The 12273-nt window shown below is 35.9% G+C and carries 14 protein-coding genes; 13 read left to right on the plus strand and 1 reads right to left on the minus strand.

All coding sequences use genetic code 11. From position 1 onward, the window contains the following. The 5 genes from RMR19_RS09205 to RMR19_RS09225 all read left to right on the plus strand — a co-directional run. Window positions 1–1395: acyl-CoA carboxylase subunit beta (locus tag RMR19_RS09205; protein ID WP_310603199.1), on the plus strand; the 1395-nt coding region annotated here is incomplete at its 5' end. Window positions 1396–1469: 74 nt separating this feature from the next. Then, complete coding sequence (locus RMR19_RS09210) at window positions 1470–2267, plus strand: OadG family transporter subunit (protein WP_310603200.1); 798 nt, start codon at window positions 1470–1472, stop codon at window positions 2265–2267. 20 nt (window positions 2268–2287) lie between these two features. Beyond that, a complete protein-coding gene (locus RMR19_RS09215; RefSeq protein ID WP_310603201.1) occupies window positions 2288–2671 on the plus strand; it encodes a biotin/lipoyl-containing protein in 384 nt (127 codons plus the stop codon). 53 nt (window positions 2672–2724) lie between these two features. Next, window positions 2725–3852 carry a sodium ion-translocating decarboxylase subunit beta gene (locus RMR19_RS09220; protein ID WP_310603202.1) on the plus strand — a complete coding sequence of 376 codons (1128 nt, stop codon included), beginning with the start codon at window positions 2725–2727 and terminating at the stop codon, window positions 3850–3852. Between the two features lie 28 nt (window positions 3853–3880). Further along, entirely contained in the window at window positions 3881–5293 is a 1413-nt protein-coding gene (locus RMR19_RS09225; protein WP_310603203.1) for an oxaloacetate decarboxylase subunit alpha, read from the plus strand. 132 nt (window positions 5294–5425) lie between these two features. Here RMR19_RS09225 and RMR19_RS09230 read toward each other — a convergent pair whose 3' ends face one another. Further along, on the minus strand, window positions 5426–5857 hold the full coding sequence (locus RMR19_RS09230; RefSeq protein ID WP_310603204.1) for a hypothetical protein: 432 nt from the start codon (window positions 5855–5857) through the stop codon (window positions 5426–5428). Window positions 5858–6511: 654 nt separating this feature from the next. Here RMR19_RS09230 and ylxM point away from each other — a divergent pair. From ylxM to RMR19_RS09270, 8 genes are all read left to right on the plus strand, one after another. Then, a complete protein-coding gene (ylxM, locus tag RMR19_RS09235) occupies window positions 6512–6916 on the plus strand; it encodes a YlxM family DNA-binding protein (RefSeq protein ID WP_310603205.1) in 405 nt (134 codons plus the stop codon). Window positions 6917–6958: 42 nt separating this feature from the next. Beyond that, a complete protein-coding gene (ffh, locus tag RMR19_RS09240) occupies window positions 6959–8302 on the plus strand; it encodes a signal recognition particle protein (protein WP_310603206.1) in 1344 nt (447 codons plus the stop codon). 80 nt (window positions 8303–8382) lie between these two features. Further along, window positions 8383–8628, plus strand: a complete 246-nt coding sequence (gene rpsP, locus RMR19_RS09245) for a 30S ribosomal protein S16 (protein ID WP_073284659.1) — start codon at window positions 8383–8385, stop codon at window positions 8626–8628. A gap of 281 nt (window positions 8629–8909) precedes the next feature. Further along, complete coding sequence (locus RMR19_RS09250; protein WP_310603207.1) at window positions 8910–9137, plus strand: KH domain-containing protein; 228 nt, start codon at window positions 8910–8912, stop codon at window positions 9135–9137. Window positions 9138–9230: 93 nt separating this feature from the next. Continuing rightward, window positions 9231–9740 carry a ribosome maturation factor RimM gene (gene rimM, locus RMR19_RS09255; protein WP_310603208.1) on the plus strand — a complete coding sequence of 170 codons (510 nt, stop codon included), beginning with the start codon at window positions 9231–9233 and terminating at the stop codon, window positions 9738–9740. A 15-nt stretch (window positions 9741–9755) separates the two neighbouring features. After that, the gene (trmD, locus tag RMR19_RS09260; RefSeq protein ID WP_310603209.1) at window positions 9756–10499 is read left to right on the plus strand and encodes a tRNA (guanosine(37)-N1)-methyltransferase TrmD; all 744 of its coding nucleotides are present in this window, start codon (window positions 9756–9758) and stop codon (window positions 10497–10499) included. 3 nt (window positions 10500–10502) lie between these two features. Then, complete coding sequence (locus RMR19_RS09265; RefSeq protein ID WP_310603210.1) at window positions 10503–11948, plus strand: methyl-accepting chemotaxis protein; 1446 nt, start codon at window positions 10503–10505, stop codon at window positions 11946–11948. Window positions 11949–11971: 23 nt separating this feature from the next. Continuing rightward, a partial coding sequence (locus tag RMR19_RS09270; protein ID WP_310603211.1) for a DegV family protein occupies window positions 11972–12273 on the plus strand: 302 nt, incomplete at its 3' end.

The raw sequence follows: 12273 nt of genomic DNA on the forward strand, positions 1-12273 counted from the left end.
AGTTTTGTTGAAGTGGGTGCAATGGTAACAAAAAGAAGCACAGACTTCAATATGCAGCAGAAAGAAATCCCTGCAGATGGCGTAATTACTGGTTATGGAGTTGTTGATTCAAAACTAGTATATGTATATAGCCAAGACGCAACAGCATTAGGTGGTTCCGTAGGAGAGATGCACGCAAAGAAAATTGCACGTATCTATGATATGGCGATGAAAGTGGGAGCACCAGTGATTGGTCTTATTGACTGCGCAGGTCTAAGACTTCAAGAAGCAACAGATGCGTTAAATGGCTTTGGTGAACTTTATTTGAAACAAACATTAGCATCTGGCGTAATACCTCAAGTTACTGCAATCTTTGGTAACTGTGGTGGTGGAGTAGCAATTTCTTCGAATTTAAGTGATTTCACTTTTATGACAGAAAAAGAAGCAAAATTATTTGTTAACTCACCAAATGCTTTAGATGGCAATTATACAGCAAAATGTGATACAAGCGCAGCAAAATACCAAGCAGAAGCTGGTGTAGCTGATGTTGTTTGCAAAGATGAAGAAGCTGTATTAGCGAGTGTTCGCGAATTAATAACAATCTTACCTTCTAACAATGAAGATGATGATTCTTATGATGAATGTACTGATGATTTAAATCGACTTGTACCATCACTTGGTACATCTTTAAAAGATTCTGCAGTAGCTCTAAGAGAAATTTCAGATGATAATTTCTTCTTCGAAGTGAAGTCTGCTTATGCAAAAGATATGGTTACTGGTTTTATCCGTCTTAACGGTATGACAATTGGTGCAATTGCGAATCGTGCAGAAATTCTTGACAAAGATTTTAAAGCAGTAGAAAAATTTGATGCATCTTTATCAACAGCTGGTTGTGAGAAGGCTACAAGTTTTGTTAATTTCTGCGATGCATTTAATATCCCTGTTTTAACATTAACAAGTGTAAAAGGTTACAAAGCAACAACAGAAGAAGAAAAAACGATTGCGAAAGCAGCGGCAAAATTAACATACGCATTTGCGAATGCAACAGTGCCAAAAGTAAACGTAGTTGTTGGGGAAGCTTATGGTAGCGCTTATGTAACAATGAATTCTAAACATATAGGTGCTGATATGGTTCTTGCATATGAAGATGCAGCAATCGGAATGATGGATGCAAAATCAGCAGCACAAATTATCTATGCAGATGACATTAAAGATGCAAGTGATGCAACTGCTATGATTAATGAAAAAGCAAGTGAATATGCAAGCCTTCAATCAAGTGTAGAAGCTGCTGCTAAGAGAGGATACGTTGATATTGTAATTCCAGCAGAAGCTACAAGAAAGCAACTTGTTTATGCATATGAAATGCTATTCACAAAGAGAGAGAGTCGTCCAAACAAAAAGCATGGCACGATTTAATTTTAGAATAGCGTGAATACGGAGAATTGTGTTGGCATAAGACTCCAGACTTTGAAAGGGGCATGCGTACTGATATGAAAAAGAAACTAATGCTATTATTATGTTTGATTACATGCATGTTTGCAATAACTGCATGTTCAGCAAAAGAAGAAGCAGCGACATTCCAATATGATGAAGCTACTGTGAAAGAAACTGCAACGCAGTGGATGGATTCATGGAATCAGATGGATTTTAAAAGCTATGATGATGATACGCTAGAACAGCTTGTATCTAGTGGTCAGATGGATGAAGCTACAAAAACAGTGTTTGCATCATGGAGACAAGCGCAAACAGATATAGGTGCTTTTGTTGAAACAAAAGACGTAACAATTAAAGAAGCTGGTGATAAAATTACAGTTGTAATCACAGTGAAGTATGAAAAAGCAAAGAACGACGTTGAATTTAGAGTTCCATTTGATTCAACTTTAACTGTTGATTCTAATGCAATTGTAGTAGAAGAGATTGAGACTTTAGGCAGTAAGATGCAAGATGCAGGATTAAATACAATCCTTGGTATGGGAACAGTATTCGTTGTATTAATCTTTATCTCATTTATGATTGGTTTGTTTAGATTTATTCCAATGATTCAAGAAAAGATGTCAAAAAAGCAAGAAACAGAGATAAATGTTGTAGAAGCCATTGATAATACTATGGCTCAAATTGCAGAGCAAGAAGAGGAACAAGTAGAATTAGTAGATGATGGTGAATTAGTAGCTGTTATTACAGCAGCAATTATGGCATCTATGACAGCAAACGGTGTGGAAATTCCAGCTGATGGTCTTGTTGTTCGTTCAATCAAGAGAGCAAAATCAAATAAGTGGCAGAAAGCATAAGTATTAGGAGGAATAATTACATGAAAAATTATACAATTACAGTTAATGGTAATGTTTATGAAGTATCTGTAGAAGAAGGCGTATCTGGCGTAGCACAACCTGTTGCAACACCAGTAGCACAAGCACCAAAAGCAGTAGCACCAGCTCCAGCAGCACCAAAAGCGGCAGCACCAGCAGGTGGCGCACAAGGAAGTGTTAAAGTGAATGCACCAATGCCAGGTAAGATTCTTGCTGTTAAGGCAAGTGCAGGACAAGCTGTAAAAAGAGGTGATGTTTTAGTTGTACTTGAAGCAATGAAGATGGAAAACGAAATCGTTGCTCCTCAAGATGGAACAGTAGCAAGTATTAATGTAGCAGTTGGAGATGCAAAAGAAGCTGGTGATGTATTAGCTACATTAAACTAAGTTTACATGTTTCATGTAAATTACCACAAAGTAAAATGGGAGGTAATACTTAAATGAGCGACATTTTAGAAATGCTAGAAAATTTAGTTGGTCAGTCCGCTTTTGCTTCTTTAACAGTCGGAAACTTTATAATGATCGCGGTTGCTTGCTTTTTCCTATACTTAGCGATAAAGAAAGAGTATGAACCGCTTCTATTACTACCAATCGCATTTGGTATGTTATTAGTAAACTTATATCCACCGATTATGGAAGAAGGCGGATTACTACATTATTTTTATTTATTAGATGAATGGACAATCTTACCATCACTTATTTTCTTAGGTGTTGGAGCTATGACAGATTTTGGTCCATTAATTGCAAATCCTAAGAGTTTCCTTTTGGGAGCAGCGGCACAGTTTGGTATCTTTTCTGCTTATATCTTTGCCATTCTTATGGGATTCAATGGAAAGTCAGCAGCAGCGATTTCTATTATCGGTGGAGCAGATGGTCCTACTTCAATTTTCTTAGCTAATAAATTAGGACAAACTGATTTATTAGGACCTATCGCAGTAGCTGCATATTCATATATGGCATTGGTTCCAATTATTCAACCACCAATTATGAAGTTATTAACATCAAAAAAAGAACGTGCAATTAGAATGGATCAATTAAGACCGGTATCGAAATTAGAGAAAATCTTATTCCCAGTTGTTGTTACAATTATTGTTGTATTAATTCTTCCTACAGTAGCACCACTTGTTGGTATGCTTATGTTAGGTAACTTATTCAGAGAATCAGGAGTTGTTAAGCAACTTGTTGATACAGCTTCTAATGCAATGATGTATATTGTTGTAATCTTACTTGGTACTTCAGTAGGTGCAACAACAAGTGCAAAAGCATTCTTAAACATGGATACAATTAAGATTGTTGCACTTGGATTAATTGCATTTGCAATTGGTACTGCGGCGGGTGTACTATTCGGTAAGTTAATGTGTAAAGTAACTGGTGGTAAAGTGAATCCGCTAATTGGTTCAGCAGGTGTATCTGCAGTTCCAATGGCAGCAAGAGTTTCGCAAAAGGTTGGTGCAGAAGAAGATCCTACAAACTTCTTATTAATGCATGCAATGGGACCTAATGTTGCTGGTGTAATCGGTACAGCAGTAGCTGCTGGTACTTTTATGGCAATATTCGGTGTGAAATAGATTAATAGTAATAACAGGAGGTAGTAAAATGTCAGAACAAGCGAAGAGACCGGTTAAGATTACCGAGACTATATTACGTGATGCACATCAATCATTGATAGCTACAAGAATGACTACGGAACAGATGCTTCCAATCATCGATAAGATGGACAAAGTTGGTTACCATTCTGTTGAATGTTGGGGCGGAGCTACATTTGATGCATCCCTTCGTTTCTTAAAAGAAGATCCATGGGAAAGACTTAGAAAATTAAAAGCTGGATTTAAAAACACAAAATTACAAATGTTATTCAGAGGTCAAAATATCTTAGGATATCGCCACTATGCAGATGATGTAGTTGAATATTTTGTTCAAAAATCAATTGCAAATGGTATTGATATTATTCGTATCTTTGACTGTTTAAATGATATCCGTAATCTTGAAACAGCAGTTAAAGCTGCTAATAAAGAAAAAGGACACGCACAAATCGCTCTTTCATATACATTAGGTGATGCTTATACATTAGATTACTGGATGGATATGGCGAAACGTGTTGAAGATATGGGAGCTGACTCTTTATGTATTAAAGATATGGCTGGTTTATTAGTTCCATATAAAGCAACAGAATTAGTTGAAGCATTAAAATCATCAACATCACTTCCAATCCAACTTCATACACACTATACTTCAGGTGTAGCAGCAATGACATATATGAAGGCTGTTGAAGCTGGTTGTGATATTATTGATACAGCTATGTCACCATTCGCAATGGGAACAAGCCAACCTGCTACAGAAGTTATGGCTGAAACATTCAAAGGAACAGAATATGATCCTAATTTTGACCAAAACTTATTAGCTGAAATTGCTGACTACTTCAGACCACTTAGAGATGAAGCATTGGAAAGCAAATTATTAAATCCAAAAGTTATGGGCGTTGATATTAAGACTTTACTATATCAAGTACCAGGTGGTATGTTATCAAACTTAGTATCTCAATTAAAAGATGCGAATCAAGAAGATAAATACTATGACGTATTAAAAGAAATTCCTCGTGTACGTCAAGACTTTGGTGAACCACCACTAGTAACACCTTCAAGCCAAATCGTTGGCTCACAAGCGGTACTTAACGTATTAGCTGGAGAACGTTACAAGATGGTTACAAAAGAATCAAAAGCACTTCTTCGTGGTGAATATGGTCAAACAGTAAAACCATTCAACGCAGAAGTTCAAAAGAAAGCAATCGGAGATGAGCAAGCAATTACTTGTCGTCCAGCTGACTTATTAAAACCAGAGTTAAAGACAATTGAAGCAGAGATGGCACAATGGAAAGAACAAGACGAAGATGTATTAACATATGCATTGTTCCCACAAGTAGCTACAGACTTCTTCAAATACCGTCAAGCTCAAAGAACAAAAGTGGATTTAACAGCAGCTGATACAGCAAGCAAAGCATATCCAGTATAATAAAATACTCGTTACTGTTTGCGAAAACCGTTCACAGTAATGATGATACAAAAAGAACTCCGTATATTATTTTGATAAGTAATATACGGAGTTTTTTTGTAGACGGTTTTACTGTAATATTAACAGCAATCCCTACAGATATTCTTTCAAACTCTCAATGTTCTTTTCTTCGAATTTGAGTAAATCCTTCATCAAACCAACAATATTCTTATCTGCTGTATCAACATATTCTTTAATCTTCTTCGTAGCCTCAATAATACCCATAGTACTTCCTGTAATCATCATCTCAGAAATATGAGAAGCAGATTTATCAGTAAGAGTCTGCATATTAATCATAATATACGCCTTGAACTTATCCATCTGCGTAATTCCTTTTTCATCACACCCTAAATCGGTAAGAATATCACGAGCCTTCTGATTAATCAATCGATATTCTTTTAACTCGGATTCTAGTTGCTTCTTAAAAGAATCCTCCTCTACAATATCAAGCAACTGTCCAATCGTCTGTATACCCATCTGAGAGTTTTGAAAAATATAATTAAGTAATTCTGTATTGGTATCCATATTGTACCTTCCTTTGCGTTTTTTGTTGAGATAATACCATATCTTTTATTATGTGCATATAGTCGTTAATTATGTGGAGAAAATAAAGCGAAGCAATTTCTTGTAGAAAAGTATAAAGCTAAGGAGTACACTAATATTGTTGATTCTTTGTTCTTTCTATGTTTATCCAGTCAGCATTTTTTTGAACAAAATTTACCCAGTCAATATTTTCGCGTACTTGTGTATCGACAACATAACTAAGCAAAACTTCAATACCTTACCTGCTTCTTCGCTGCTGTCCTAGAATTAAGAAACGATAGCGAAACACCTATAGTACATCTTAGTGTGTATATCCACAACCTAGGAAGGCTCGGCATGGACGCCGAGCCAGACCGAGCTGAGGCAGGATGCCGAATCGAGGTCGATTCCGTAAATTCTCAGAAACCGCCCATACACACTTAGAAGTACTTAGGTGTGTAGCGTGTTTCGTATTCTAGTACAGCAGCGAAGAAGCTCTTAAACATATAAAAGTTTTGCGTTGCAAACATTCATTACACAAGTACTTTGAAACGAAAAAAGTTTTTTCAAAAAAACAAAAAATCTTGTTGACAGACGCTTTGGAATTATGTATACTAACAACTGTAAAGAAAATTACTTTACAGGACGGTGCTTTATATGAGTGAACAAATTGAAAAAAAGGATAATAATATAAAGCAGATTGATAAGCTAGTTGAGTTATCCTTGCTCTATGATTTTTATGGAGAGTTGCTTAAAGAAAATCAGAAGTATATCTATGAAGATTACATATTGAATGATTTATCCTTAAGTGAGATAGCAGAACATCAAGGAATAAGCCGACAAGGTGTACATGATATTGTGAAGAGATGCAGTAATCAATTAATTAACTACGAAGAGAAGCTTCATTTGATTGAGAAGTTTGAACAGACGAAGCAAAAAGTAGGTAGGATAAAAGAGTTATCGGGACGGATACTAACGTCTAATGCATCTGAATTACCAAAAGAGTGTGCATTGTTAACAGAGATTGAATCACTATCCGATAGCATTTTAGAAGACTTATAGAATAATACAGAATATAGAGTGATTGAGATTGGAGGTTTAAGCATGGCATTTGACAGCTTATCCGAAAAACTACAGAATGTGTTTAAGAATTTGCGTGGTAAAGGACGCTTAACAGAAGCAGATGTTAAACTTGCTTTAAAAGAAGTTAAGATGGCGTTGCTAGAAGCAGATGTTAACTTTAAGGTTGTTAAGAACTTCATTAAAGCTGTTCAGGAAAGAGCAGTTGGACAAGATGTAATGAATAGTTTAACACCAGGCCAGATGGTAATTAAGATCGTTAATGAAGAGATGGTTAAATTAATGGGTGATGAAACTACAGAGTTAGTTTTAAAACCTGGTTCAGAATTAACAATAATCTTGATGTGTGGTCTGCAAGGTGCTGGTAAGACAACCACAACTGCAAAGATTGCAGGAAAACTGAAACAAAAAGGAAGAAAGCCTTTACTTGTAGCATGTGATGTATATCGTCCAGCAGCAATTAAACAGTTGCAGATTAATGGAGAAAAACAAGGTGTTGAAGTATTCTCTATGGGTGATGGACATAAACCAGTGAACATAGCAAAAGCGGCAGTGGAGCATGCACACAAGAATGGATTTAATGTTGTAATACTAGATACAGCTGGTCGTCTTCATATTGATGAAGATATGATGACTGAGCTAATTGAGATAAAAGAGAATGTAGATGTAACACAAAGTGTTCTAGTAGTAGATGCTATGACAGGTCAAGATGCGGTTAATGTAGCCGAGACATTCAATGAAAAGATTGGTGTTGATGGTGTAATTATTACAAAACTTGATGGTGATACAAGAGGTGGTGCGGCATTATCCATTCGTGCAGTAACAGGACGCCCAATTCTCTATGTTGGTATGGGAGAAAAATTGTCTGACTTAGAACAATTTTATCCGGATAGAATGGCTTCCCGTATATTAGGTATGGGAGATGTGCTTACATTAATAGAGAAAGCGCAAGAGAACATTGATGAAGAAAAAGCAAGAGAGATGGAAAAGAAGATGCGAAAAGCAGAATTCGATTTCAATGACTTTCTTGAACAGATTCAGCAAGTTAAGAAGATGGGTGGAATCGGAGATTTACTTGGTATGATTCCAGGAGCTTCTGCTCAATTAAAAGATGTTGAGATTAATGATAACGTTTTTGATGGAACGGTTGCAATTATTAATTCCATGACAAAACAAGAACGTTCGAATCCCGATATTCTTAATCCATCTAGAAAGAAACGTATTGCTAAAGGAGCTGGTGTTGATATCAGCGAAGTAAACAAACTTGTTAAGCAATATGAGCAAAGTAAGAAGATGATGAAACAGATGTCTGGAATGATGTCTGGAAAAGGTAAGAGAGGAAAGTTCAAATTACCTTTCGGTCTATAAGCGAGGACCAACAGTTTTAACTGTTAATATATATGACAATAGTCGAATATGGGTTCAATATTTAAGGAGGTGAAAATAACATGGCAGTAAAAATCAGATTAAAGAGAATGGGACAAAAGAAAGCTCCTTTCTATAGAGTAGTTGTTTCAGATTCAAGATCTCCAAGAGATGGTAGATTTATCGAGGAAATCGGAACTTACGATCCAACTAAAGAGCCAAGTGCATTCAACGTAAATGAAGAAGCAGCTCAAAAATGGTTATCAAATGGTGCTCAACCAACTGAAACTGTTAACAGATTATTCAAAAAAGCTGGTATCGTTAAATAATTATATGATACAAGAGTCAAAAGGTCATGTTTTTCATGCTTGCATGAGAAAGCATGACTTTGAGACTCGCAAAACATGAGAAAGTAGCTCGAATAGAGCGGATTTCGAATGTTTTAGGATTGTGAGAGCATGAAATGCGTAACAATCCGTGTATCAGTTGAGGACAAAATATTTTTTGTCCTCAACATCATTATTTAGCAAAACTAGTTAGAATACACATAAGCCACGAGAGGTTCTCTTTTCGTGGCTTATGTGGTATATGCATAGTGGAGGTGAAGGTAGTGAAGGAACTTGTTGAGGTAATTGCTACATCATTAGTAGATCATCCGGAAGAGGTCGTTGTAACTGAGAGTGAAACAGAAAAAGCAATTGTTGTAGAATTAAAAGTAGCAGCGGATGATATGGGAAAAGTAATTGGCAAGCAAGGCCGTATTGCGAAAGCAATTCGTACCGTTGTTAAGGCAGCTGCATCAAAGGATGATAAAAAGGTAATTGTTGAGATCCAATAATCAATACAAACTACTAGTACTATGATTACTGAGGGTGTCTTACTTGTAGGACGCCCTTTTTGTGGCATTCTTTGGTTATATAGGAGGGAAGTAATGGACGATTTATTACGTGTGGGTGTTATAAGCTCAACGCATGGCATAAAAGGGGAAGTAAAAGTATTCCCAACAACAGATGATCAAAACCGTTTTAAGGATTTAAAAAAAGTTATATTAGATACAGGTAAAGAGCAAATTGAGATGGAAATCACGGGTGTTCGTTTCTTTAAGCAAATGGTAATTGTTAAGTTTAAAGGATTCGATAACATTAATGATATAGAAAAATACAAAGGAAAAGATCTTCTTGTTACGAGAGAGAATGCAGTCAAGTTAGAAGAAGGAGAATACTTTATCTATGATTTAGTTGGTTGCATGGTAGTTACAGACGAAGAGGAAGAGCTTGGAGAACTAGTAGAAGTATTGCAAACAGGTGCGAATGACGTATATGTTGTTAAGACAACAGAAGGAAAAGAAGTATTATTACCAAATATTGAGTCTTGTATCTTAGATGTTAATATTGAAGAGAAGAAAATTAAAGCACATATTATGGAAGGTTTACTTGATTAATAGGAGGAAATAGAGATGAATTATCACGTACTTACTCTATTCCCTGAGATGATAGAACAAGGATTGAATACAAGTATATTAGGACGTGCTAGGGAAAAAGACTTAATTACGTTACAGACGATAAACATAAGAGATTTTTCGGAAAATAAGCATCTTAAAGTAGATGATTATCCATACGGTGGTGGTGCTGGTATGGTTATGCAGGCAGGCCCTGTATATAAAGCATATGAACATGTGAAGAACCAGATTGCAACAGAAAAACCACTTCGTGTAATTTACCTTACTCCACAAGGAAAGGTATTTACGCAAGCAATGGCAGAAGAATTTGCGATGGAGCAAGATCTTGTGTTTTTATGTGGTCACTATGAGGGGATTGACGAACGTGTTTTAGAGAAAATCGTTACAGATAATGTATCTATTGGCGATTATGTATTAACAGGAGGCGAACTTCCTTCTATGGTTATGATGGATGCCATATCAAGGTTAGTTCCTGGTGTGCTAAATAATGATGTATCAGCAGAGATAGAATCATTCCATGATAATCTATTAGAATATCCGCAATATACAAGACCAGAAGAATTCATGGGAGAAAAGGTTCCAGACGTTTTATTGTCTGGTCATCATGCTAATATAGAAAAGTGGAGAAGAGAACAATCCATTCTTCGTACCGTACAGAGAAGACCTGATTTATTAGAGGGAGCAAATTTAACTGATAAAGAAAAAAGACTAATGAAAGAGATGCTATCTGAAGGGGTATAAAAGATGAATGAAGCAAAAAAGACGAACCTGATGCTGTTTCGCGGTTGGGCGGCAATTTGTAGTGTGCTACTTGTGGCATATGCATTGGAACTGATAAAAGGGCAACGTTCTGTCTCGTATTATCTAGTGTTTTTGGCAATTGTAGTAATTCCATTAGTAGTAGTATATATGATTTATACAAAAGATAAAGAAAGTAAGATTTTACCGATTATAGTGGGTGCTGGATATGCCGTTATGTATACATTTGTGCTCTTTACAGGTAATACAATTTTAGTATTCTCATACTCATTTCCGATGTTGGCACTTTTAATTGTTTGTAACAATGCGACAGTAATAAAGATTTATACTGCAATCTGTATAGGGGCGAATATCGTTGAAATACTATATAAGTGTGCAGTGCTTAAACAAACAGAGCCAGCAGACATTACGAACTATGAAATTCAGATTGCTGTTATTGCGTTATCTATGATATTAGCTTATTTAGCAACAAAAATGGCGATTGATATTGCAGATAAGAAATTAAGTATTATTAAAGAGAATGAGCAAAAACAAAATGAAATGTTACAAAGTATGACAGAGATAAATCGAGTAATTAGTAATAATACAGAAAAATTACTTGATGTTGTTGCGCAAGTTAAATCAACTGCTAATGATACAGAAGTAGCAATGAAAGATGTAGTAGGTAAGACAGGAGAGATGAATTCGTCTGTTACAGAACAAAGAGATGTGACAGCTCGAATGCAAGGAACAATAGAGACTGTTTCGATGCTATCAATGCAAGTTGATAATGCAGTAGATGAAACACAAAGCCATATTAAAAACGGTATTGTGAATATGGACAATTTGAATAAGAGTGCAAAGTCAGTTGGAGAACATAATAGTGTTGTTGTTGAAGAAATGTCAGAATTGAATAACAAAACAAAAGAAGTAACGAATATTGTTAATATAATAAAAGGAATTGCAGGGCAGACAAACTTGTTGGCTTTAAATGCTTCAATAGAAGCTGCTAGAGCTGGAGAAGCAGGAAAAGGATTTGCGGTTGTTGCATCGGAGATTACAAGCTTGGCAGAACAGACAAAGACAGCGACAGAACAAATAGCTATCATTGTTGATGAATTAGAAAAAGCTGCTGATTTTGTAAAGAACTCAGTAGAAGCTGTTACGAATACAAATGAACAGCAGAATGAATTAATATATGATACGCAGAGTGTATTTCAAGGAATTAAAGAAAGTATTGCTCTTGTTGTAGATGCAACAAAGATGCAGTCAGAGAACATGAAAGAGCTTCAATATGAAAATGCAAATGTAATACAATGCGTGAATAATCTATCGGAAGCTTGTGTGACTGTGCAGGAGCAATCACAAGCAACATACGAATTGAGCGATCAAAACTTAGGAGCTGTTAATGTCGTGGAAGAAGTTGTGAATCGATTGAAGGAAAGTATGTAAGAAGAAAAACGGGATGGTGTAAGATGAAGAAGATAGCAGTCGTAACAGACAGTAATAGTGGCATAACGCAGATAGACAGTAAGGAATATGGAGTATCTGTATTGCCAATGCCTTTCTATATCAATGAGGTACTGTATTTTGAAGATATTACATTATCTCAAGAACAATTCTATGAGAAATTAGTAGAAGGTGCAGAGATATCAACATCACAACCAGCACCGGGTGATGTAATTGATCTGTGGGAGTCTCTATTAGAAGAGCATGATGAAATTGTTCATATACCAATGTCAAGAGGTTTGAGTAGCTCGTGTGAAACTGCTATGAT

The organism is Anaerosporobacter sp., from assembly GCF_031551385.1.
Classification (GTDB): Bacteria; Bacillota; Clostridia; order Lachnospirales; family Lachnospiraceae; genus Anaerosporobacter.